Genomic DNA, 22,271 nt, shown 5'->3' with positions numbered 1-22,271 from the left:
CTTGTGAGGCTGGGGTTATGTCGGTACAGTTTCTGAAGTATGGACATGTTGGGGGATCGCATACATCCGGTTTCTCTCCAATTCCTCAATACGAGCTTCCAATTTGCCAATTTCTTTATTTAAGGCTCCAATTTCCTTGTCTTTCTCCTTTAGAAGGGTTAGAAGTATTTGATTATTCTCGTTATTCGAATCGGGGATTGTGCCGGATTGAGAGGACTCCTCCTCATCGGTTATTTCTTTTTTACCTTCTCGTATATACTGTTCTGGGTCGGAGTGGAATGCCATAGGTACCTTTCTGGGTTCAAACATATCCATAGCCATTTCTCCAATTCCCAATAATAACCATTCAGCGGATATGTTTGCATTTGCGCATACTTTTTCAAGGAAGTCAAATGAGGGCTTTCCCTTTCTTTTTCCCACTACATTTTCAACTACAGTAGGACTGACTCCCACGTGTATAGCAAACGCTCTCTTATTGCCTCCGAATAAGGTCCTTATTATAAATTCAAACCGCTCGTTTATTGTCATAAATGTTAAATATTGTCAGATGCGAATAAAAATACGCAGATAATTTTGTATGTTCGCAAATGCGTATTATCTTTGCAACGTGTTCACGAACGAACAAGCGGCCAAAGATACGAAAATTGGCGTGGATAGACAAATTTTAACAGCTAAGCAAACATAAACAAATAGGTGTGACTATGACCGAGAACGAGAAAATACAGGAGATTGACCGCCAAATTGCGGCTATACTCCGACATGCTGACGAGCGCATCAACAAATACACTCTTCAGGCAGCCGAGGATTTTATGAACTTCTTCCATTGGAATGCCGGCAACATGTACAAGACCCAAATGGAGTACAGATACTTCAAGGAAATTAAGACGCTCGCCAAGGTAGGTGACCTTGATGAAATAGCCCGGATGCTTTGCCGACTCATTGCAAAGATTGAACATGAGATTCTTGATGCATCGCCTTTCGGTTCATGCACTAATGAGATTGTAAATGCGGAACACCGACTGCAGATAGACGGCAAGAGAGAAATCCGCAACGAACTTCAGAAATTAATACATATAGCACAATACGTAGGATAACATGAGGACAATATCGGAAATCGAAGAGGCTATATGCGTTGCAAAGCGCAAAGTTGACAAGGCTCACAGTTCGTCCGAACTAACCGTGGCCATAAATGAACTTAGCCATCTGAATTTTGAACTGAGTCAGGCGGAGCACTTTAAGGCAAGCGGTAAAGAAAATGCCGAGCGCATGGCACTTGAGGAGATACGTCAATGGGCGAATGGTAGCCATGCTCACCTATCTCAAGCACCCGGTTACGCACGAGGATACAGAGACGGTATCGGTCAAGCTAAGGAAATAGTCTGCGACATACTTGGACGGTATTTCGCAGAAAATTAACAGGGTTAGACCCAAGAGAGGGCAATCCTCCGGCAAGAGAGCCGGGAAAGCCGAAAGGCACAACATTTGAATGCCGCCGGAATTGCAAGCCCGGCGGTACTTTGGGAAGATAGTTCAGTTGGCAGAACAAACGGCGGTAACCAATCCGACTGTATCGTCCTCGGTTCGAGTCCGAGTCTTCCCTCTAAAAAAATAAAGCGATGAAACAACGAGCAGAAAAAATGACCGAGAATGCCGTCAAAGTTCTATTGCAGTCTTTGGAACGGAACTTCAACGACACGGGGACAGTCCTCGACCAGTACGAGGTGACCCATGACGACAGTGAGTGCTGCAATTCCAAAACCTATAGTGCCCTTGTCGCCGGTCATTTCGCCCTCGAAGAAACCATCGTAAAAATCACCCGAATATTAAACAAACCCAATAAGTGAGACTATGAATTGTAAATCTCATCTATCACCCTGCACATGTCAGCTTCGGACCCATCGGACCGACTGTACACGATGTCTGCGAGAGCCTGGGCGTCTTGAGAGACTTTCCGGACTATGTCGTATCCTTCAAGACCTCCCCGGATATAAGCTACATCCATCAGGACTTGTAATTGAAAACGTCGGTGATCTATCGGGGCTTTCTCATGAGAAGATAATGACTGTGTATAATCTAATGGAGCGAGATTTTCTCGCTCGAAACGCCACAGGAAATATTTGGCGAGCCAAGTCTTGCTACCGCCCAGCTTCTCGTCAGGATGGGTTCTGAAAATGTACGGCAGAAGGGATATAAAGTAATTCCGCAATGCCTCATGTTGAGCCTTGAGCATTTCAAATTCGATGTTCATAGCGATTCCATTTGGAAAATAAGCACAAATATAACGAATAAAACCCAATAAGTGAGAAAATGAAAAAGTACATTCCAGTAACCAAGGAAGAGCGCGAGAAACTGGCGAAAATTTTCAAGTGCTCCGAGCGGATGGTATATTTCGCCTTGACTTATGATCCGAAAAGAGGCAAGACAAATCTTGCACGTAAAATCCGTCACACAGCTAAAAAATCCGGCTTCTGTGTTTATGTCGTAGCTAAGGAGATGGAGTGCATGTTTCTCCATGACGGTACGATGGTTCAGATGTTCCCCAATGGAGCGCAGATTGAACTCAGCACCAAGACGGGAATCGGCACTGTCATTTATGACGGTAAGTCGATAGCCGAATACAAGGGGGTGAAACTCTCGGAAATTCCTTCGATACAGGAACGGGCAATGGCTATCTAAGGAGGGCGCGAAAATGATGACTTACCACAACGGCAGATATTGCGTATCGGCACGTGCGCTTATCGATGGCGGAATTATGACTCTTGGCAGTTATAAATATTCCGTTCGTCATAAGAGCATCGAGGTCGTCAAGCGAGGCGGAGGAGCGAAAGGCTCCGGCGCACTGATCGCTGTGGATTCCCTCTCCACTGAGCAGCGGATTCAGGTTGAGGCCCAATTCGGAGGCAAGGCAGCGCACATTGCGGCATGGGTCCGGAGCAACTACACCGAGGATCAGGAGGCAATGGCATTCTTCAACAATCCTCAAAAGACTGGAATCAGCAACCTCTCGATAGCTAAACGACGGGAATATGTTGTCAACGCCTCGGTTCTGAACACTTGCATAAAACTCTATGACAACGCAGCGGCCAGGCAAAGGCTAATGGGCAACAAATACGACTGGACATGTATGACCGGCGTTATCGAGAGCCTGAGAGTCCAGTTCGGCCACACGCTGCCGACCTCGGTTCTCCGCTTCCGCAAGAAGGTCAGCGACTACCGCAAGCGCGGATATGAATCCCTGCTCAGCGGCAAGTTCGGCAACTCAAATGCCCAGATACTCACCGCCGGAGAGGAACGTGTTCTGAAAGGCCTGGCCGTACAGCCCAACCGCCCGTGGAATACCAACGTGCGGGAAATGTACGAGATGTTTGTCTGCGGCGAACTTGACGTGTGGGACCCGGAAACAGGGGAACTGCTCGACCCGGAGAAATGCGCCCGGAAAAAGAACGGAGAACCGTGGGTTCCGAGCGAGGCCACCATCGCCGGTTTCCTGAACCGGCCCGACATCAAGGCGTTTGTCGACCGCTGGCTCAAACCCAACGTGGACTACTACCACGAGGTCATGCCCCACGTTCACCGCCACCGGGGGCAGTATTCTCTCTCGCAGATCACGATGGACGACGTGGACTTGCCGTTCCGCATGAAAGGCAACGAAAGGGTACATGCCTACTATGCCTACGATTCCGTCAGCGAGTGCGTGATAGCTGCTTCTTACGGGCGCAAAAAGGATGAGACTCTTGTGGATGAATGCTTCCGCGAGATGTTCCGGCTGATCAAGCGTCGCCAATGGGGAATGCCGGCCGGTGTCGAAGTCGAGAACCACCTTATGACGCGCCACAAGGACGGACTGCTTGCCGAAGGCGTGGTATTCTCCCGTGTAAGGTTCTGCGCGCCTCAGAATTCCCAGGACAAACAGGCCGAACCGCTCAACGGTGCCAAAAAGCGCAAGATCATCCACAAGAACCACGAGGAGGTCGGCCGCTTCTACGGCAAGGGCAAATGGCGCACTTACCAGAAAAAAGTCAGCGACGACACCAACGCCCTATGGGAAGATAAGAGATACTACACCTTCGAGGAGATGGTGGCCAACGACCGGGCAGACAACCTGGAGTGGAACAACACCCTGCACCCCGATCAAAAGACCTATCCCGGCATGACACGGTGGGAAGTGCTTATATCCAACATCAACCCGAATCTGCGGCCATACGACGAACTGACACTGGCGCGCTATCTCGGCATGAAGGTGGAAACAAGCATCCGCCGGCACTCCACCGTCAAGGTGCGCTACGCCGACTGGTGGCTCAGCACCCCGGAGGTGCTTGGCTGGCTCAAGCCGAACAACTACAAGGTCACTGCCTACTATCTGCCCGATGAGAACGGCGAGGCGCAGGATGTCTATATCTACCAAGGCGACCGCTACCTTGACAAAGTAGAGAAGGTAGAAACCTTCAACCGCGTCATGGTAGAGCAGACAGAAGAGGATAAGGCGAAGTTCGCCCGGCAGATGCAGAAGATAGAGCAGTTCAAGGTCTACCTTGACAGGAACGCCATCACCCGACTTGGAATCGCTCCCCGGAGCAAGGAGCCGGAACCCGACGTTGAAGAAGTGATTCAGATGCCCGTCACAACAGTCAACGATGATGATTTCATGGACGAATACATGCCCGCCATGAGCGCGAAGGAGAGGGCTGCACAGGCATTTTAATGACATTATAACACTGTTAGAATATGATTACAACAGACATCAAAAACAAGATCACCGAGGCGATAAGAGCCAACCGAGGCAATTATCCGAGCGATGCCAAGCATGCCGCCTCCCTCGGTGTCACCACCTCGGTTTACAGTGCCATAAAGAACGGCCAGACCGACCGCGTGCTCAGCGATGCCAACTGGATCAGCATCGCCCGGAAGCTCGGCGTGAGTCTGCGAGGCGAGATAGAATGGAAGATTGCCAGGACTGAAACCTTCGACTTCATCATGACCCAGCTTGAACTGGCGCAGACCGGCAGTCTGAGCGGAATCCTCTGCGATATCCCGAATATCGGCAAGACCTTCACTGCCCGGCACTATGTCAAGACCCATCCCAATGCCGTCTATATCGACTGTTCCCAGGTCAAGACCAAACTGAAATTGGTGCGCAAGATAGCGGCCGAGTTCGGAACCAACAGCCGGGGCCGGTATTCGGATGTCTATGATGACCTCGTGTATTATCTACGCTCGATAGATAATCCGCTGATCATACTCGACGAGGCCGGCGATCTCCAGTATGAAGCCTTCCTCGAACTGAAGGCACTGTGGAACGCCACCGAACGGTGTTGCGCATGGTACATGATGGGGGCCGACGGACTCAAGGAGAAGATCAACCGTTCAATCGAGTGCCGGAAGGTCGGCTACACCGAGATGCTCAGCCGGTACGGTGACCGCTACAGCAAGGTGTCGCCCGACGACGGCAAAGACAGGGCGCGGTTCCTGATGGGGCAGGCACGGGCTGTGGCCAAGCTGAACGCCCCGGCCGGCGTTGATCCGGCTGACATTGCCAGGAGAAGCGGAGGCGGACTCCGGCGAGTATATACCGAAATCGAAAAACTTAAAAGACAATGAGCCATGAGTATGAAAATAACAGCCACGTTCAAGAACGGTCGTCGCCGGGTACTAAAATCACCCACTGACTTCCATGCTATTGACAAAAATCGGAAAGCTATGTTTGTCATGGATAACTGGCAGGTTTATACCGGCTATTCTGACGGAGAGGTAGATGAAGAAGGCGATTTCGGAATATTCGGAACTATACACGGTATTGCGCTGCCTTTTAATAGAATGATAGGATGGTGTTATGAATCAACTAAAAAATAAGAACTATGCTGACAAAAATTGAAATGCAATATATGGACGCGGTAGTTCAGATGAACCGCCGTCAACGAAACCACGAGATAGACTGGGATGAACGTCGCTTTGAACTTACCAAGGCTGCTCTTCAGGTAGCTTTAATGATGCCGTGGCATTTTGATAAGGAAGGAGATCCTACCCCTGAAAAGATTGCGAAGAGGGCTGTTGCAATTGCCGATGCTGCAGTAGCTGAGTTGATGACAACCGAATCCCCCAATAACAATGGCTAAACGAGCCTACAGTCCGAAAGAGGTTCTTGCCAAGACCTACAAGACCCTGCCGTGGGGACCGAAATGGAGTGTCCCCTTCGGGGAGGTGCCGGTGAACGAGACATGGTTCATCAGCGGCGCATCTGCCTCCGGCAAGAGCAGTTTCGTGATGCAGTTGGCAAAGGAACTGTGCAATTACGGAACTGTGCTGTATCTGAGTTACGAGGAAGGTGTCAGCATGTCGTTCCAGGAACGCCTCAAGCGCGAAAAGATGAACGAGGTGCAGGGTCGGTTCCGGACAGTCGTCGGTGACACCTACGATGATCTTGTGGAGAGGCTGCGCCGGCCAAAGAGCGCCAAGTTTGTAATTATCGACAGTTTTCAGGATAGCAAGCTGACTTACGAGGAAGTCGAGGCTCTGATTACCCGGTTCCACCGCAAGGGTTTCATCTTCATTAGCCAGGAGTATAAAGGCCAACCCACAGGCAAGCCTGCGGGAAGAGTGAAATACAAAGCCGGAATCAAAATCCGTGTGTCAGGCTACAAGGCATATTGCCAAGGCCGATTCACCGCCAATCCCGAAGCCTACTATGTGGTGTGGGAAGAAGGAATTTTAAGAACCTCAAACAACATCGGATAATATGAGCAAGAAACGGACAATGATAATCATCGAGCCTGACGGTCGGATTCACAAGGAGGCCTTTATGACCGCTCCAATGGTATGCCCGTATTATAACGGACGCGGCGGCTTCCCAATTGACACGCCTAACGGGTCGGATATTGAAACATGTCCCGACTGCCAAGGCTCCGGCGAGGTTGTGGCAATGGTGGTTATTGACTGGAAACCAAATACAAAACTTAAATAAATCAAATTATGGAAAATGATGTAAATAGCCTGAAAGAGCAGGAACGCCTCACGAGTTGCGCCATGAGTCTGATTTCAGACGCGAAAAAATATGTGGCCGGAATGGAGGCTAACCGCGAAACCGCTCTTGTAAAGACAAAACTTGACGAGGCAAGAATGTGGCTGGAGCAGTATCAAGGAATGGTTGTCATAAAACTGGCACACAAAACATGTGTATAATGACATGAAACAGCAAGTAACTAACTTCGGGCGGTTCTACTCCGCCTTCAACAAACTCACCATACACGGTGAGCGAGATGATACCCGGCGGCAGTTTGTGCTGCAGTACACCGGCGGTCGCACCGACAGTCTCAAGGAGATCACCCGATCCGAATACAACGCCCTCTGTGTCGGCATCGAGGCTCTGACAGGTTCGCATGACGAACTGAAGCGTCGCCGGAGCATAGTTCTCAAGCTGATGCAGGAACTTGATGTCGACACCACCGACTGGGCGCAGATCAATGATTTTTGTCGTCATCCCAGGATTGCCGGGCAGCCATTCGGCAAATTGACCATCGATGACCTTATGGCACTCGCCACCAAGCTCCGCTCGATCAAGCGCAAGGGGTGGCAGCGCAAAAAGGACGAGCCGGCCTCGGCCACTCCGCAACAGCATATAACTTACCTGATCAACCTTGCCGGGAACGGCATGAAATCGTAAAACGACAAACCGACTAATAATATCCTTATGACAGAAAAAGTAGAAATGACAGCCGAAGAGCGTCAGGAATTCGAGGCTTACAGAGCCGAAAAAGAAAAAAAGCTTCGTGAACAGGAACGCAAAGAGCAGCGCAAGCAGTACGCCGACATGGTGGACGAGGAAATCTCCACCACCATCCCGCAGCTCCGCGAGCTGAGCGAACAGATCAAACTGGTCAAGGAAACCATCTTCGGCAACTTCGAGGCAATCCTCAAGATGAAGTCCGAGATTACCGGCGTTGCCCGTGACAATCAGAACAGCCACACGTTCACCAATTCCGACAGCACCCTGCGCGTCATCCTCGGAGTGAACACCATCGATGGCTACCGCGACACTGTAGAGGATGGTATCGCAATGGTAAAGGGCTACATTGAGAGCCTGGCCAAAGACGATGCTACCAAGGCTCTCGTTAATGCCGTGCTCCGTCTTTTGAGCCGCGACGGGCAGGGCAATATAAAGGCCAGCCGAGTGCTTCAGCTCCGCAAAATGGCGGAGGATAGCGGCAATGAGCAGTTCCTCGAGGGTGTGAAAATCATCGAGGAGGCTTACCAGCCTACTATTTCCAAGAAGTTCATCCGCGCCCAGTACAAAAACGACAAGGGCGCATGGTGTTATATCCCTCTCGGCATGACCGATGTCGACTAAAACGTAACGAAAATGGAAAAAGAAATCAAAAGACCACCCCGGATTGCAGTGTGCCGGGAATGCAACGGCACCGGGGTACAGAGGGCCGAATCACCACAAAGGTATCCCGATCCATGCCCCCAGTGTGAGGGAAGCGGCAGGGTTACAGTAAGCAGCGTGACAACACTTGACATCAGACCTTATAAACAAAAAACGATAAAACCCATATAGTAATCGATGGCGAGCAAGCGTGGCATGTCCTACAGGAAGCGCGTAGAGGATATAAACCGGATATTTGACCAACACGCCAAAAGCGGGTTGACTAACCGGGAGATATGGCGGAGGTACATATATCCGGTTTATTGGATCAGCGAGCGCACTTTCTACAACATCATGAACGCCACGGCAGGGCTTGAAAACCCGGTCGTGGCGTCCGACATGCCTGGCCTTTTTGATTACATTGACGAAAAAACCGAAACAAACGACCCTAATGAGCGAACTTGACCAACAGATTCGAGCTGTCTTCAGAAGCATATTGCGCGACATACAGGTCGAACTTGGAGAAGAGTTCGACCAAAACTTCGAGCGGCAGGCATTCTTCAGTCAGGCATGGGCGAGGCGCAAAAGTCCGACGCGCCCCGGTGGTCTGATACTGGTTGATTCCGGCGGCTTGAGACAGAGCATCCGCAGTGAAATCCGCGAAAGCAGTATTGTATTTCTGTCAGACCATCCGGGAGCAGCCATCCACAACGAAGGTGGTGAAATCAAAGTGACGACCAGAATGAAGCGCTACTTCTGGCACAAGTATTATTCCGCTACCGGCTCCTTCGGACGCCGAAAAGACGGCTCTCTACGGCAAAATAAAAAGAATAGCCAACTATCCTCCGATGCCGATTTCTGGAAAGCGATGGCGCTCATGAAGGTCGGAAGTGCCATCAAGATACCGCAGCGCAAATTCCTCGGCACGTCGCCGGAAGTAGAAAACGCAGTCAGGCAGATCATCGAGGAGAACCTTAACGAGTACATCAACAATATAGACTTCAATATTAAATGAAAACTATAACATTAAGAATCCCGACTTCATTCAAGGAATGGAAAGAGTTCATACGAGAGAAATCAACCTCTCGCAAAAAACACAATCAGGAAGTGCTATGGGATTTTGCCAATGCCATCTCCTGTGAGGCTCTATCCAACTACTGGCGCAATGATATATCCGAAACAATGGTTAAAAGCGTATTCCGCATGGGAGGTAACTCTAAACTCACAAAAATGTATTTTGAAGCTAAAAAACAACTCAAATGAGAGAGGAATTATACCGCAAACTTAAAACCCGGCTTGAGGCACTGTGCATCAATGCCGCCGGAGAGTATTATGAACGCCCGGACGAAGCAGACATGGATGACGAACTGTATCTCCGTGCGATCAAACACATCGACCTATGGAACCATAATGTAGAGTTCCTCGAGCAGGAGGCACCATGGCCACGCCCGGCAGTGTTCATCGAATTTGTGCCTTTCAAGTGGCATGCCGTCGTGCCCGGAGTCGAATACCGGGCGCAGCCACTGATCAACCTCCATGTGGTGACCGACTGGGCTGAACAGAAAAACATCGGCGAGTTCCGGCTGCTTGACAAGATTCATGAGCAGCTTGCCGGACTGAAAGGCGAGAACTTCATGGAGTTCGACATCGACAGCTCCGCCACCAACCATAATCACGAGGATATTGTCGAGAACATAGAAACCTATACTTGCGTCGGGTTCCGTCATCTGAAATAAGGCCACATAAACGCGCCGAGTCGCAAAGAAAACAGAGAGCCGCATCCTTTATCGGGTTGCGGCTCTCTTGGCGATATATGGGCGAGAAAACGGCCTCAGACGGCATCGACGGCAGGGAGGTCGGGTGTGGTGAACAGCATGATGTCCGTGTACCGGGCATTGTAGTTCATGGTCGCGTTAAACTCCTTGCGGCTGCAACGCTCGAACGGGTTGCCAAGCGAAGGGTTGCGGCCCATCCATTCGCACAACTCCACGAGGCACGATTTCTCGGAAGTGAAATAAACAAAGTTATGGCCAGACAGCACCGACAGCACATCGAGGTAATCCGCGAGCCGCCAGTACATGCGGTATGTGCCCACGTCGGTAGACAGATAAGGCGGGTCTACGAGGAACACTACGCCGGGCACATCCTTGAACCGCTCGAACAGTTCCCGGTAGTCGCACGATTCAATTTCCAGTCCGGCGAGATACTCCGGGTATTCGGCATATCCTGCCTTGCGCACATTGTTGTAGAGCGTTTCCTTGCGCATCTCCGGGATGCTCATCCTATACTTCATAGAGAACATCAGCGACGAGGACAGGGTGATGAAGTCGAGGTAGCCTGTTTCCTGCTCTTCCTGCTCAAGCAGGGCGAATATACGCTCCCTTGCCTCTCCTGTAATGGGCTTGTGCCGCCCGAAACCGTCGGATATAGGTCTGATACGGTCGAGCAGGGCATTGGTGCGCGGAATATTGGCTATGCGCAGCCGGTAGTCGTCGAAGTCATTGTAGATGACCCGTGAATCGGGATGGGTGTGCTTGGTGATGTGTGACAACAGTCCCGAGCCACCGAAAAGGTCAACGAACACGGTGCCGGCCGGATATTGCTTTATCACTTCTATGAAGTGTTTGGCGAACATACGCTTCTGCCCGACGAAGGGCAGGGGAGCGGACAGATAAAGGCGGCTCATACGTTCAGTTCGAATTTGACGCTGTCCTCTCCGGCGAGAAGTCGGCGGGTGTTGTCGATATTGTTGTCATACACATGCACGTTGCCCAGGAACAATGTTATTGACTTGAGGGGGAAGTCGATGTGCCGGGCCATGAGGTAGAGGTGGTATATGTCGGCCGGCAGTCCGAGGTTGGCGTCGGAGCTGCGCTGGTAGGCGGACACCACCAGTTCGCCGTCCTCGATCTGGAACTGAACGAGCGACAGGCATGGGGCCTGGTTGCTCTCTGCCTCGGTCGCTCCGAGGAACAGCACATAGTTCTTTGACGGGCGACGCTCTGTATTGATCCTGGCGAGCAGCGGCGGGAGCTTCTCGAAATAGGTGGGGTAGGAGTTGACCAGGATCGAACCGCAGTAGTCCCACCAGTTTATGCCGGCCTTGCGGTACTTCTCCACAGAACGCTCGCCGCTCATGAAGAGCCTCAGTTCGGAGCGGAGCTTCTTGCGGGCCAGTCCGTGTCCCTCGAAAATTTCAAGCAGGTCGGCCGGGGTAAGCGAGAGCTGCTCGTTGATAAGGTACGTTATATTGCCCTTCTTGTTGACCTGGTGTCTGCCGTTGTCAAGAATCCGGGCGAGGATTTGGTGATATTTGTTGCGTGCCATTTCGGTTGATTGTTGATGATGGTGCAAAGGTAGGCACGCGCCATCAGCGGCACACTATCGGAACCGGGAATCACACTGCACGCGGATTGCAGTCATTCTTTGCCGGGCAAATCGGCAGAGCCGATGACTGGAAACGCTTTATCAGGCTGTAGACCTTCCTCTCGCTCACGCCATATTTGTCGGCCAGAACCGCCACCGCATACGACACCTTGTCGCCGGCGCCGACCATATTGTTGAAGTCAACAAAAAGGTCGATGTAGGCGGTGTCCTCGAGTCTTACGCCAATGCGGCGCAGTCTTTCGAGCAGCTCGCGGTTGAAATTCAACACTTCAAATATTGTCATGTCGGCGAAAATTGCTAATTTTGCAGTGTCTCACTTATTCAAATAAACACCGTATCACGGGCCGGGGGCATTTTTTTGTGCCCTCCCCCGAAGGGCGGTGCGGATCAGTCCATGCGGTAAGGTTCCAAGTCAATACTTTCCCGGGCATTCCATCCGTCAAGCTGCGCCTGTTGGATATGTTCGGAGAAAGCGCGATAGAACGCCTCGATGTCAGCCGGATTCTCAAACCGGCGGTAGACCGGCTTGTCATCGGTGCCGAACTTGAAGACCACTGACACGCTGTTTCCTATCCGGCTTTGGATATAGGCGCGCTCATAATTGGCCTGGTTCTCGGTGGAGAGCCAAACCGGGACACCCTCGTAAGAGAAGCCGGATACGATCTTCTCCCGGGTGGCATCGCTGATCCAGCCCTCGATTAGAGCCTTGATCTCATCGACCGCAGGTTTATGATCGAATTCTTCTTCCATGTAGGAAGTGGTGCCGGATTCATCGGCCGATACGTCCCAGCGGACACGCCATTTGTTTTTGACCGGGTTTGTACACTCCAGGAGTGCTACATCGGGATTGCCTTGGACTCGTTTCATTTTAAGTAAAGACGTATTTTGTTTTACCCTTGCCGAAGGTTTCAGCCTTTATGGTGGTTTCAAAGGGGAAGCCGTCGGGCATTTCTTTCACTTGTAGGAGGATGTTTTTCATCTCCTCACTGTTGGTGAAAAACTTTTTCTGCTCACCGTTTTGCTCGATGGCCACCACGCAACGGTCATCCCCCTGCGAGGTCTTTACGCCCATCTCGAAGTCGCGGATTACGATGGGAAGGTTCACCAGTTCCCGTATGCTTACCACTGCACCGGGGAATCGCTTTTTGCCGTCATCGGGCTTGTAAGCGACATTAAGGTCTTTGAATGATCTCATTTCTGTGCCTGTTAATTTATTAAAGAGGTTATTACACTGTGCGTGCTTGGCCATCCCGTAGAACGAGGCTGTAAGCACGCTTCTTCGTTTCCGGCTCCTGACATCGCCCATCTTTCGGGCGAACTTCTGCTTTATGCGCTTGCGGATGAGCGCATGGGTGGGGTAGATGACATAACCCAGGAAGTCGATGCCTTCAGTAACCGGGAACACCCTCTCGTTGGCTTTAATCTTCAGACCGATACTTTCAACACATTCATGTATGATATCGCGTATTCGCCAAAGCTCCTCCTTGCTGCCGGCCAGAACCGCCCCGTCGTCGCAGTAACGGTAGTAGAACCGTGTGCGCAGCCTGTCCTTGAGCGGGTGATCGAGAGCCACGGACAGCAGAAGGTTGCACAGCCCCTGCGAGCTTCGCAGACCGATACTGACACCTTTGGGCATCATATGTACGAACCTCTCCAGTATCGCGATCAGTTTGGCGTCCTTGAAAATGTGCCGGACACAGTCCATGATGGTCTGCTGGTCCACACTCTCGTAGAACTTGGAGATGTCAAACTTGTAGCAATAACGGGTGTCATTCGGGTGCGCCCTGAGGTCGTTCTCAATATACGTCTTCAGATCGTGCATTCCGCGCCCTTTGATGCTTGCCGAGGTGGTGCGTATGAACCGCCGTTTGAGGTGTTCGTCGACCACCGACATGACGGCATGGACGGCGATGCGGTCTTTCATCGTCAGTACTTGAATGTGCCGCTCCTTGCCGCCCTCGATGATGGTACGCTCCCGATAGCCGTTTTCGATGGTATAGCTACCATCTGCAATTTTGGCCGACAGTTCCGCGATAACTTCCTCCCGGTGCGCGAGAAGGTATCGGCCCTGCCGGGAACGCTTGCGCGTCGTACCCCGCAGAACCTGGTCGAATGACTGCGCCATATTTGGGTAGGCGACAATCTCCTCGATGATATGTCCTTCTCTTCGCATGGTAGGATGTGTTGATAATAATTTGTCAGGCTCCTTGAGCCTTCCGGTCACCGGGTCCGGGATCTTCGAGCCATACGGCCTACCAAACCCTACCCGAGCACTTGATGTTCCGGCTTTCCGCACTGGGATTATGCGCTGTTGCCGAGGCTTGCCCCTCTCGGCACCTCGATGGGGACACGTCCCCGGTGATGTACGCCGATTAATGGTTGTCCAGGCGCGACCCGACATTCGTGTTCGCATTCGAAGCATCGTTATTCGCATTCGCGTACGACACGCCGCCATTCGCATTCGCGTTGTTGTTGCCGCGATAGACCACACGGCCTATTGAGGGACACCGCCTTACAAAGTGCAAAGTTACGCATAATCCGTGTTCCGATAGGAATGTTTCAGAGCAAAAGCCATAAAACAGCAGCCATCGCTCCTCCGGCTACGGTTGAAAGCCAGTCTATCCAGTCCCACGGACATCCGTGCAGCTTGTCTTTAAGCTCAAGACAAGAACCGGCTATGATGGCCGAGTATGTGGCAGGGTAGGGGCCACAGGCGAGCAACCCTACGATAAAACCGCCTATAAGATGCTTGTAGCGGTTGGATTTTTTGAGAAATGAGATTATTTTACCCATAAACTTTTGTGTTTGAGGAATTGTTTATATCTTTGCACTAACGATTCCGTGGCTAATGACCACCGATTCGTTGCAGAAGGAGGAATGAGCGATCATTCCTCTGACTTTTTATATAGCAGCCTTAGGTGGCCATTTTCGTTTAACCATACTTCTGAGATATGGTGACCATCCTTTAACCGTTGATTTATTACGCGCTTCATGTACGCGTCAGTAAGGTCTGGTTTGTCAATGATAATTCGGTCAGATTGTTTTAGTCCGTGGTTTACCATATTAGAGAAAGCGCGTTTGGGATTGTCGGTCACAAAGCCCTCATGCTCGTACCAGTAATCGTCTATTTTTAGGTCGGGACACTTGCCGTCATAACGGGTTCCGCGTAGCGAACCGTACACACAGTCGTATTCAAACCTTGCAGGGCGAGTCATTTTGGGAGTCAGAACAACCCTTGCGCCATCGGCGGCAAAATGCCGTGCGACAGACAGCAGCCGATCATAATCCCCGTCAGCACGATCGACAAGGTGACTTATCTCGATTGTGCCTTTGCCGAGCTTTATCACTTCGCCCCGTAGCTGTTCACATTGGTGAACGAGGGCACATGCCTGGCACACCTCGTTATCCAGCACAAACGCCAGTTTGCGGCCTTTGCCGCCTTTCGCGATAGGGCAGGTCGAGCAACGGCGGATGGTATATGGATTGTAGTCCGGGACGGATTTGCCCTCCTTGCCAGCGTTGAACCGAAAGATACCTTTTGTGTCGCGCTGCAGGGCCTCATCTCCAAGGCGCATCGCCTCGTCATGGGGAGTTTCAGGATACTTTGATTTGCGCACCTGAACGACAGTGCAGCGGCAGTTCCAACCGTTCGGCGGGTAGAACTCCTCCCAGAATGAATCAGAAGGCGGCAGAGTTACACGGTCGAGTGCGGCATGCTCCGGCCGCACCTTGTCATCGCGCTGTGTACGGTATTGGAGATTGTATCGTTCGCCGTCGCGCATGAACTGCTCCCACCGGCCGGCCATCTCCGCAGATGCGGCCACGAAGTTATATTCAGCTCGGAGGTAATTGGAATTATATGTTTTGTCGATGCTTTGAACATCATTCAAAAACCGTTCGAATGGCTTTCTATTGCCGTTCTCATCGAGCAGCGACGGGAATGCCTCGTGCAGCTCATGAAAAGCCTTCATGCCGGAGAAAATGTAATTCGACCGGGTAAGGCGTCGGCGCATTGCATCAGACATCTCCACCTTATGAAAGGCCGAGTCGAGAGCTGAGGCATGAGCATTGACAAACTCCTGCACAGCCGGGTCGGCCACAAGTTCGACGCGGAACTGCGCTCCTTGCTCTTTGAAAAGCGACTTCATCATGCCGGAGAACAGCGAGGACAGACGCTTGCGCAAATCATCGCCGGGAGCGGCAAGGTTCTCTATGACCACTCCATCGAGCAAGGAGGCATAGCGTCTGTGCAGCCCCTCGTAGTCAGAGGGGCTCAGTCGAAAAAATGTTTTTTCTCCTCTTTGTCGTTATCATCTTCTTTGTCATTTTCAGCCGAGGACAGAGCCATAGGATTGCGTCGTTCACCGACCGGCATATTGTATTTGTCGGCGAAATACGACGGGTCGACCTCGTAGCGGTCGGCAATCATCGTTTCGTATGCCACCTGCTGCTCCGGCGTATAGTCAACCGCGTCATCCCACTCGAAGCGCAGCCCCTTTACAGGGAAGCCGTGCAAGACCATGATGGGGATAAGCTGATTGTTTATGATGTCGCGCAGGAAGTCGCGGTCAGACTCCACAAGATTCATGAACACCTCGAGGTGGGTCTGCGACTGTGAGAGCGACGAGCCGTCCTCGATGGTCATGGTCTGGCCTATCACCAGTTTTGACAATTCAGAGTTGGCGCGGTCGATTCGCTTGTCGTAGACGTTGAAGGCGTCCCCCTTGCCGGATTCCACGAACTGAATCTCCGTTTCCATGCCGGCAACCATGCCCTGATTGGCTCCGCCGTTGTAGATCATGTCCTGCAGACGCTTGAACTCATTCGGGTCGCGGGTCGATGTGCGGGCTATTCGCCACGGCATGCCGAATATTTCCGCGAAACAATCCCAAAACGTCATCGCGTGCTTTTTGGGGATGGTATGGAGTGCGGCCTTCAGCAGCAATCCGAGGTCATCCGGGCGCCCGGCCTCGATAAGCCAGTCGCGCCAGGGACGCTCCCGGAACTCGATGCCGGTTTCCCAGTTCATGCCCACGCGCTGCACCACTCGGCCCTTTTCAGGAATCACGTGCTTGCGGGGTATGAGCGACACGCCGGAGAAAGCCGGGTGGCCGTCGCCGTCGGTAATGACATCGCCAAGTTCGATGAGCGAGTGGCCGTACCATATCGACTCCAGACAGAGCCGGCACAAGTCCTTGAACCAGGACTGGTCGAACAGGTGCCCTGCGGCATCGTCCTGGTCGCCGTTCTCATTGACGAGTTTGAACGAGCGTGACATAACGAACCCCACGCGCTGCTGTATGCAGCCCGAAAGATGCGAGTCGGTCATGGCGTCGCGGTAGATGTCGTACAGCTTCTGTCGGGACGGGTGGCGCGGATCAATCGCGCTCTGCCACGCCCGGCGCCAGTCCTCGATGTCATTCTTTGAGAAAAACTCCGCATAGCGGTGCAGCTCCAGGATAACGGAGGTCTGCTTTTGTATCCTGCTTTTGGCATCCTTCTGCGCCCGGCTGAGTTTCGGTCTGTTCTGTCTGCGGCCCATAATCACCAGTCGTGTCTAAGTTTGGGAAATGAATAATAGGAGGTGCCGAAGCCGGGGCAGTCGTCATCAGATCCGGCAAGAGGAAGGTCGGGGACGATTTTGCCTGCCTGTACGCCCTCGAGCCATTTTATAGCGCGCTCATATCGCTCCTTGCGGATTTCGCTACCCATCTTCTGCGGCTGCGAAGCTGTGAGGTGATAAAGCACAATGTCGGCGGTGTACATCACTATAAGCCGGTTGCGGTCGTTGCCTGTTGCGGCGAAAATGGCCGCGGTGTCATATACCGGGCGGAGATAGCCTGATATTTCCTCAATGGCCTCTGCCTCGGCATTGGCTATATTTTCAGGTGATGACTGCGACACGACTTTCAAGGCCGCATCACCAATCACCACTTTGTAATCTTCGGTATCTATAAACATATTACCACATATTTTTAGGCGAGCGACGGGGAATCGCCACCGGTTTGAAAACTTCCTGACGAGTGCTGCGCTGCAGATACCAGATAGCACCCTCGTCGGCATCCGGTGCGTCATCATGCACGCGGGAGCCTCGCTCAAGAGCCAGGGTCTGCTCGATGCCGACCTCCATGTCAGGGGACTCTTTCAGAGCCTCGTTGTAAAATACGAAACCACGCTCCCACAGCGGCGACACCGCTTCGATGCGCTGCACCTTTTCCGGCTTCTTTCTGGTGTCCGGCAGTATGGGCAACTGGTACCCGCGGATATTTCCCTCGGCGGCGAACTCGTCGAGGATGATGTCCTGCATGAAATTGGCCTCCATGAAGAAGGATATTGCCACACGGTCACGTGTGCGCTCATAGAGGTCATAGAGCCAGCGTACCATTCCGGACACTGTGTCCTGGCGGACGTAGCAGTCAATGAGGTGCAGTTCTGTCCCGATCTTGCCCCACAGTCGGCAAGCCTTGTAGTCGTTTGCCGTTGTCGATTTGAACGACGGGTCGGTATAACACACGAGCATCTCGTACTTTTCGAGTTTCGGCATACGCTTGAAGCGTATCCACTCATGCCGGAATATGGAGCCGTCATTGATGGGATTGTGCATCATCTCCTTTTCCCAAGCACGGTATCCCATGAAATCCTTGACAGCCTGCGCCTCCTCCTTAGTCCACTTCTCAACCCACACCGGGTTGCCGTCACGGTCGACGGCCTTTATCTCGGACACATGCACTCCCTTTGAAGCGGCGATATTGGCAAGCACCGATTTTTTAGAAATAAGGTTGCCGACCATTATGAAGCGGCCGCGGCCAACATCGAGCGCACCGAACAGAGCCTCCTTGACCCAGTCAGTGAGTTCCTTGACACGTTTTTCATTGCGGCAGAGCTCGTCATCGTCAAGGTCGTCGATCACAATATAGTCCGGACGGGCCTCACGGTCGCGGAGGCCGCGCGGCGACTGTCCGCGGCCCACGGCGAGGAATTTTGCCCCGCCTTTGGTCTTGAACTCCCCCTGCAGCCATAAGCCGAGGTTTTTCTGTTCACCAAAATCAGCGATGAGCTTCTGGTTGTATTCCAGTTCCGCCTGAAGGTCGCCGAGCAGACGGTTGGCGCTGTCCTCAGACTTGCCGACAGTGACCATAAAATTGATAAGCCTCTTCGGCTGGAAAATCAGCCAAAGGGGAATGAACACTCCGATGTGGGTGGATTTGGCGTGGCCGCGCGGCCATTTGAACACCGCCTTCAGATTTGGCGTGTTCTTTATCGTGAGCGCCGCTTTGGTGTGGAACGGCGCATTGTGTATCACTCGGATAACCTCCCCGGTGGTCTTGTCGCGCAGGGTGAGGTAGTGTGCGAAATAATACTCGCAGAATTCGTCATAATTGGAGAGCAGCCGTTTGATGCGACGCTCCTTCTCGACAGGCGACTCCTTTACGATAGACAGGGACGCCGCCGTCATGGCCTGGACTTCGCGGCAGTGTTCCTTCCACTGCGCGAATGCCTCCTTCTGTTCCTTTGTAAGTTTAGTCGCCATGGTAAACGAGTGCTCCCTTGTTGAATGATTCGATGAGGAATCCGTCCTGCAGCTTGTTGACCTTCTTGATGAACTCGATGGTTACCTCCGGGTCTGTCTTAGCGCGGAATTCAAGATATTTGGAGAAAGCAGTGAACACCTCTATGGCGGCCACGACATTGGCCTGTGACTTGTCGAGCTTGTCGATGGCGGCGGTCAGCTTCGAGAGCTTGTCGCCGAGGCTGTCTATAAGGGCGAGGTCGCCGGATTCGTTGACTTTGTCGAGCAATGTGTTTGTCGCCAGGAGTAATTTCTTTATGAGTTCCGGGCGAGTGATGGTCTTGGCAGCGCGGGTGGCTTTCCACCCTTCAGCGGTACACCATTTGGATATAGTGACTCGTGACACGCCTATCATCTCGGCGATTTCGGTCTGCTCCTTCCCTGAAAGATACAGGGTGCGTGCCAGGTTTCTTTTATTTTCAAGTTCAGCTTTTGTCATGTCGATAATGATTTTGGCGCTTTTGCACTGCAAAAGTGCGAATATGAGGTGTGCCTTCAAAAAAAGTGTGCAACCATTGCATACAAGTGTGCAACCATTGCACACTTTTTTGGAAACAAGCGGTTTATCTCTCACTTTTGCACCGAAAAAATCATTATCGCACAGACATGGGCAACAGAGTAAGACTGACAAACGACACGCTCAACAGCTACGGGTACCGCGTCCTGACCGATGGCGTGGACATCACCCAGTATGAGCGCAATCCTATACTCCTTTATATGCACAACCGCGGCAAGGCTATCGGACTTATAAAGGACATAAAGAAAGAAAATGGCGAGATCACCGGCGAGCTCGCATTCGACGAGGCTACCGAACTTTCCACCCAGTGCAAGAAGCAGTGGGACTTCGGCTCGCTCCGCATGGTGAGCATCGGCTTCGAGGTCATCGAGACAAGCGACGCCGCGGAGCTTATCGTGTCGGGGCAGCGCTATGCGACAGTGACAAAGGCGCGCCTTATCGAAGTGTCGCTTGTCGACATCGGAGCCAACAACGATGCAATCCGGCTCCACAAGGACGGACAGTTAATAACGCTGAGCGAGGGTGGTGACTGCCCCCTTCCGAGGCTGAATCATAAACCAACCAACAACCAACCGCAAATGGACATCAAGACACTCGCCCTGACACTGGGCTTGCCGGAAACGGCAGACGAGGCGGCCGTCAACGCGAAACTCGCGGAACTCAAAACCGCCAACGACGATGTGGAGAACATCCGTAGGGAAAACGAGCAGCTCAAACTATCACAGGTCACGGCCGCCGTAGACGCGGCCATCGCCGCCAAAAAGATCCCGGCGGAGAAGAAGCAGCATTTCCTCGACCTCGGCAAGTCTGTGGGTATCGAAACCCTCAACGCCACCCTCGACGCCATCTCTCCGGCCCCGAAACTCAGCGGCACACTCCAGACAGCCCCCGCCGGCGACGATCTTCCAAAGAAAGGCCCGTGGGAACTCCGCATGGACGAAATCCGCGCAAAACTCAATAAGTAACAATACCAACCCCATACAGATATGGCAATCAGAGTAGACAACACCAATTACAACGGCGAGGTACTTGAGAGAATCCTCACCGTCGCCACCACGAGCAACGAGCTTGTGGAAAAGGGTCTCATCCATGTTATCCCCGGCGTGGAGAAAAAGATCAGCATCCCCCGTCTTAAGACAGGACGTATGCTCCAGAAACGCAAGGAGAACCCCGTCATCGAGGACAGCAAGGGTGACTTCAACTGGTCGGAGCAGACCCTCGAGCCACACGACTTCATGGCCTTCACCCTGTTCAACCCCCGCGCTTTCGAGCAGATCTGGCGTAAGTGGCAGCCCAAGGGAAACCTTGTGTTCGCCCAACTTCCCCCGGAGGCGCAGAACGCGCTTCTCGACGCACTGTCCAAGCAGGTGCAGTTCGAGCTCGGCGACCACTACGTCAATGGCGAATACGTCGATGGCGAGGATGACACCAAGCTCATGAACGGTATCCTCACCCAGGCTGCCAAAGCCGCCGACTACAAGTGGGTCGACGTATCGAAGGCTGACACCATGCTGAAGAAGCTCAAAGCGGTCCGTGCAGGAATCCCCAAAGCCATGCGCTCCAACCCCTCGTTGCGTATCATCATGAGCGTCGAGGATTTCGACAAGTATGACGACGAGCTGACCGAACGCGAGGCCAAGAACGCCAGCGAAACAGAGGTCAACCGCAAGCGCTACAAGGGCATCACCATCGAAACCGTGGCTGCGTGGCCCGAGGGTGTCATCGTCGCCACTCTTTGCTCGCCGGATGCCGATGGCAACTTCTTCGCCGCTGTCAACCTTCAGAATGACGAAAGCGTCATCCAGATCGACAAATACGCACCGGCTTCGGAACTCTACTTCTGCAAGATTCTCATGAAGGCTGATACCAACATCGCCTTCGGGGAAGAGTTCATCGTCGCCGACTTCCGCGCCACTCCCAAGTTCACCAAAAAGGAGGCTCCCACGGAATAAGCTATGGCCCGGTTGAAGTATCTTGTACTGCACTGCACAGCGACACCCGAAGGGCGCGAGGTGACAGCCGCCGACATCAGGCGGATGCACCTTAGCCCGGTGTCGGCTGGCGGCAGGGGGTGGAAGCAGGTCGGCTATACCGACATCATTCACCTTGACGGCACCGTCGAGCGGCTTGTAGATAACAACGAGGACGCCAATGTCGATCCGTGGGAAATCACCAATGGGGCCAAAGGCTACAACTCCGTCAGCCGTCATGTCGTCTATGCCGGCGGCTGTGACAGGTCGATGAATCCCAAAGACACCCGGACTCCGGCACAGCGCAAGGCTATGGAGGCGTATGTGAAAGATTTTCACCGCCGCTTCCCTGATGTGCGTATCATAGGTCACAACGAGGTCGCCGCCAAAGCCTGTCCGAGCTTCGACGTTCAAAAATGGCTCAAGTCAATCGGTATAAACCAGTAACAACCCAGTAAACCAATCACA

Annotated in this window: 31 protein-coding genes and 2 pseudogenes; 20 read left to right on the top strand and 13 right to left on the bottom strand. The window is 52.5% G+C overall.

All coding sequences use genetic code 11. The annotated features are described in order from the left end of the window. Positions 1 to 15 precede the first annotated feature (15 nt). Positions 16 to 528: an XRE family transcriptional regulator gene (locus E7745_RS14940; protein WP_205746907.1), complete on the bottom strand. Its 513-nt coding sequence runs from the start codon at positions 526 to 528 to the stop codon at positions 16 to 18. A 173-nt stretch (positions 529 to 701) separates the two neighbouring features. Between E7745_RS14940 and E7745_RS14390 the strand changes: the two genes are divergently transcribed. From E7745_RS14390 to E7745_RS14375, 3 genes and pseudogenes are all read left to right on the top strand, one after another. Then, the gene (locus E7745_RS14390) at positions 702 to 1,094 is read left to right on the top strand and encodes a hypothetical protein (RefSeq protein ID WP_136409131.1); all 393 of its coding nucleotides are present in this window, start codon (positions 702 to 704) and stop codon (positions 1,092 to 1,094) included. 425 nt (positions 1,095 to 1,519) lie between these two features. Beyond that, positions 1,520 to 1,600: pseudogene (locus E7745_RS14380) on the top strand. Between the two features lie 16 nt (positions 1,601 to 1,616). Then, positions 1,617 to 1,844, top strand: a complete 228-nt coding sequence (locus E7745_RS14375; protein WP_136409129.1) for a hypothetical protein — start codon at positions 1,617 to 1,619, stop codon at positions 1,842 to 1,844. 2 nt (positions 1,845 to 1,846) lie between these two features. On the opposite strand, the gene E7745_RS14370 is transcribed toward E7745_RS14375, so the two are convergent. Then, a complete protein-coding gene (locus E7745_RS14370; protein WP_136409128.1) occupies positions 1,847 to 2,248 on the bottom strand; it encodes a hypothetical protein in 402 nt (133 codons plus the stop codon). Positions 2,249 to 2,307: 59 nt separating this feature from the next. On the opposite strand from E7745_RS14370, the gene E7745_RS14365 reads away from it, so the two are divergent. The 14 genes from E7745_RS14365 (at position 2,308) to E7745_RS14295 (ending at position 10,095) form a co-directional block, all read left to right on the top strand. After that, complete coding sequence (locus tag E7745_RS14365) at positions 2,308 to 2,676, top strand: hypothetical protein (protein ID WP_136409127.1); 369 nt, start codon at positions 2,308 to 2,310, stop codon at positions 2,674 to 2,676. 13 nt (positions 2,677 to 2,689) lie between these two features. Beyond that, positions 2,690 to 4,702 (top strand): hypothetical protein, encoded by a 2,013-nt coding sequence (locus E7745_RS14360; RefSeq protein ID WP_136409126.1) that lies wholly within the window; start codon positions 2,690 to 2,692, stop codon positions 4,700 to 4,702. Positions 4,703 to 4,725: 23 nt separating this feature from the next. Then, positions 4,726 to 5,598, top strand: coding sequence for an ATP-binding protein (locus E7745_RS14355; RefSeq protein WP_136409125.1), 873 nt, complete (start codon positions 4,726 to 4,728; stop codon positions 5,596 to 5,598). Positions 5,599 to 5,607: 9 nt separating this feature from the next. Next, positions 5,608 to 5,850, top strand: coding sequence for a hypothetical protein (locus E7745_RS14350; protein ID WP_136409124.1), 243 nt, complete (start codon positions 5,608 to 5,610; stop codon positions 5,848 to 5,850). Positions 5,851 to 5,855: 5 nt separating this feature from the next. Next, positions 5,856 to 6,113, top strand: a complete 258-nt coding sequence (locus E7745_RS14345) for a hypothetical protein (protein WP_136409123.1) — start codon at positions 5,856 to 5,858, stop codon at positions 6,111 to 6,113. Further along, positions 6,106 to 6,732: an AAA family ATPase gene (locus tag E7745_RS14340; RefSeq protein ID WP_136409122.1), complete on the top strand. Its 627-nt coding sequence runs from the start codon at positions 6,106 to 6,108 to the stop codon at positions 6,730 to 6,732. The genes E7745_RS14345 and E7745_RS14340 overlap by 8 nt, the downstream gene beginning before the upstream one ends. A 1-nt stretch (position 6,733) precedes the next feature. After that, positions 6,734 to 6,958, top strand: coding sequence for a hypothetical protein (locus E7745_RS14335; protein WP_136409121.1), 225 nt, complete (start codon positions 6,734 to 6,736; stop codon positions 6,956 to 6,958). 8 nt (positions 6,959 to 6,966) lie between these two features. After that, positions 6,967 to 7,176: a hypothetical protein gene (locus E7745_RS14330; RefSeq protein ID WP_136409120.1), complete on the top strand. Its 210-nt coding sequence runs from the start codon at positions 6,967 to 6,969 to the stop codon at positions 7,174 to 7,176. A 4-nt stretch (positions 7,177 to 7,180) separates the two neighbouring features. Next, entirely contained in the window at positions 7,181 to 7,657 is a 477-nt protein-coding gene (locus E7745_RS14325; protein WP_136409119.1) for a hypothetical protein, read from the top strand. 27 nt (positions 7,658 to 7,684) lie between these two features. Further along, positions 7,685 to 8,341, top strand: coding sequence for a DUF3164 family protein (locus tag E7745_RS14320; RefSeq protein WP_136409118.1), 657 nt, complete (start codon positions 7,685 to 7,687; stop codon positions 8,339 to 8,341). A 216-nt stretch (positions 8,342 to 8,557) separates the two neighbouring features. Beyond that, complete coding sequence (locus E7745_RS14310) at positions 8,558 to 8,824, top strand: hypothetical protein (protein WP_205746927.1); 267 nt, start codon at positions 8,558 to 8,560, stop codon at positions 8,822 to 8,824. Then, positions 8,811 to 9,374, top strand: a complete 564-nt coding sequence (locus E7745_RS14305) for a phage virion morphogenesis protein (protein WP_136409116.1) — start codon at positions 8,811 to 8,813, stop codon at positions 9,372 to 9,374. The genes E7745_RS14310 and E7745_RS14305 overlap by 14 nt, the downstream gene beginning before the upstream one ends. Beyond that, on the top strand, positions 9,371 to 9,622 hold the full coding sequence (locus E7745_RS14300) for a hypothetical protein (RefSeq protein WP_136409115.1): 252 nt from the start codon (positions 9,371 to 9,373) through the stop codon (positions 9,620 to 9,622). Before E7745_RS14305 ends, E7745_RS14300 begins: the two co-directional genes overlap by 4 nt. Beyond that, positions 9,619 to 10,095 carry a hypothetical protein gene (locus E7745_RS14295; protein WP_240740334.1) on the top strand — a complete coding sequence of 159 codons (477 nt, stop codon included), beginning with the start codon at positions 9,619 to 9,621 and terminating at the stop codon, positions 10,093 to 10,095. Before E7745_RS14300 ends, E7745_RS14295 begins: the two co-directional genes overlap by 4 nt. Positions 10,096 to 10,190: 95 nt before the next feature. Here the strand turns inward: E7745_RS14295 and E7745_RS14290 are convergent, their stop codons facing one another. The 11 genes from E7745_RS14290 to E7745_RS14240 all read right to left on the bottom strand — a co-directional run bounded on the left by E7745_RS14290 (position 10,191) and on the right by E7745_RS14240 (position 19,755). Further along, positions 10,191 to 11,045, bottom strand: a complete 855-nt coding sequence (locus tag E7745_RS14290; RefSeq protein WP_136409114.1) for a DNA adenine methylase — start codon at positions 11,043 to 11,045, stop codon at positions 10,191 to 10,193. Further along, positions 11,042 to 11,686 carry a thymidylate synthase gene (locus tag E7745_RS14285; RefSeq protein WP_136409113.1) on the bottom strand — a complete coding sequence of 215 codons (645 nt, stop codon included), beginning with the start codon at positions 11,684 to 11,686 and terminating at the stop codon, positions 11,042 to 11,044. Before E7745_RS14285 ends, E7745_RS14290 begins: the two co-directional genes overlap by 4 nt. 70 nt (positions 11,687 to 11,756) lie before the next feature. Further along, the gene (locus E7745_RS14280; protein WP_136409112.1) at positions 11,757 to 12,029 is read right to left on the bottom strand and encodes a hypothetical protein; all 273 of its coding nucleotides are present in this window, start codon (positions 12,027 to 12,029) and stop codon (positions 11,757 to 11,759) included. Positions 12,030 to 12,133: 104 nt separating this feature from the next. Beyond that, a complete protein-coding gene (locus E7745_RS14275) occupies positions 12,134 to 12,613 on the bottom strand; it encodes a hypothetical protein (RefSeq protein ID WP_136409111.1) in 480 nt (159 codons plus the stop codon). 1 nt (position 12,614) lies between these two features. Continuing rightward, the gene (locus E7745_RS14270; protein WP_136409110.1) at positions 12,615 to 13,919 is read right to left on the bottom strand and encodes a reverse transcriptase domain-containing protein; all 1,305 of its coding nucleotides are present in this window, start codon (positions 13,917 to 13,919) and stop codon (positions 12,615 to 12,617) included. Between the two features lie 386 nt (positions 13,920 to 14,305). After that, positions 14,306 to 14,539 carry a hypothetical protein gene (locus E7745_RS14265; RefSeq protein ID WP_136409109.1) on the bottom strand — a complete coding sequence of 78 codons (234 nt, stop codon included), beginning with the start codon at positions 14,537 to 14,539 and terminating at the stop codon, positions 14,306 to 14,308. Positions 14,540 to 14,631: 92 nt separating this feature from the next. After that, positions 14,632 to 15,897, bottom strand: a complete 1,266-nt coding sequence (locus tag E7745_RS14260; RefSeq protein ID WP_136409211.1) for a phage minor head protein — start codon at positions 15,895 to 15,897, stop codon at positions 14,632 to 14,634. 122 nt (positions 15,898 to 16,019) lie between these two features. After that, positions 16,020 to 17,288, bottom strand: coding sequence for a DUF935 family protein (locus E7745_RS14255; RefSeq protein WP_136409108.1), 1,269 nt, complete (start codon positions 17,286 to 17,288; stop codon positions 16,020 to 16,022). A gap of 2 nt (positions 17,289 to 17,290) precedes the next feature. After that, positions 17,291 to 17,707, bottom strand: coding sequence for a phage protein Gp36 family protein (locus E7745_RS14250; RefSeq protein WP_136409107.1), 417 nt, complete (start codon positions 17,705 to 17,707; stop codon positions 17,291 to 17,293). Position 17,708: 1 nt separating this feature from the next. Beyond that, the gene (locus tag E7745_RS14245; protein ID WP_136409106.1) at positions 17,709 to 19,277 is read right to left on the bottom strand and encodes a hypothetical protein; all 1,569 of its coding nucleotides are present in this window, start codon (positions 19,275 to 19,277) and stop codon (positions 17,709 to 17,711) included. Beyond that, positions 19,267 to 19,755: a DUF1804 family protein gene (locus tag E7745_RS14240; protein ID WP_136409105.1), complete on the bottom strand. Its 489-nt coding sequence runs from the start codon at positions 19,753 to 19,755 to the stop codon at positions 19,267 to 19,269. Before E7745_RS14240 ends, E7745_RS14245 begins: the two co-directional genes overlap by 11 nt. 167 nt (positions 19,756 to 19,922) lie before the next feature. Between E7745_RS14240 and E7745_RS14235 the strand changes: the two genes are divergently transcribed. The 3 genes and pseudogenes from E7745_RS14235 to E7745_RS14225 all read left to right on the top strand — a co-directional run bounded on the left by E7745_RS14235 (position 19,923) and on the right by E7745_RS14225 (position 22,250). Beyond that, complete coding sequence (locus E7745_RS14235; protein ID WP_136409104.1) at positions 19,923 to 20,798, top strand: HK97 family phage prohead protease; 876 nt, start codon at positions 19,923 to 19,925, stop codon at positions 20,796 to 20,798. A 21-nt stretch (positions 20,799 to 20,819) separates the two neighbouring features. Beyond that, positions 20,820 to 21,758: pseudogene (locus tag E7745_RS14230) on the top strand (hypothetical protein); the annotation flags it as partial. Positions 21,759 to 21,788: 30 nt separating this feature from the next. Continuing rightward, positions 21,789 to 22,250, top strand: coding sequence for an N-acetylmuramoyl-L-alanine amidase (locus tag E7745_RS14225; RefSeq protein WP_136409102.1), 462 nt, complete (start codon positions 21,789 to 21,791; stop codon positions 22,248 to 22,250). Positions 22,251 to 22,271: the final 21 nt, after the last annotated feature.

This window comes from Duncaniella sp. C9, from assembly GCF_004803935.1.
GTDB lineage: Bacteria > Bacteroidota > Bacteroidia > Bacteroidales > Muribaculaceae > Duncaniella > Duncaniella muris.
This window is presented reverse-complemented; position numbering and strand designations above follow the sequence as displayed.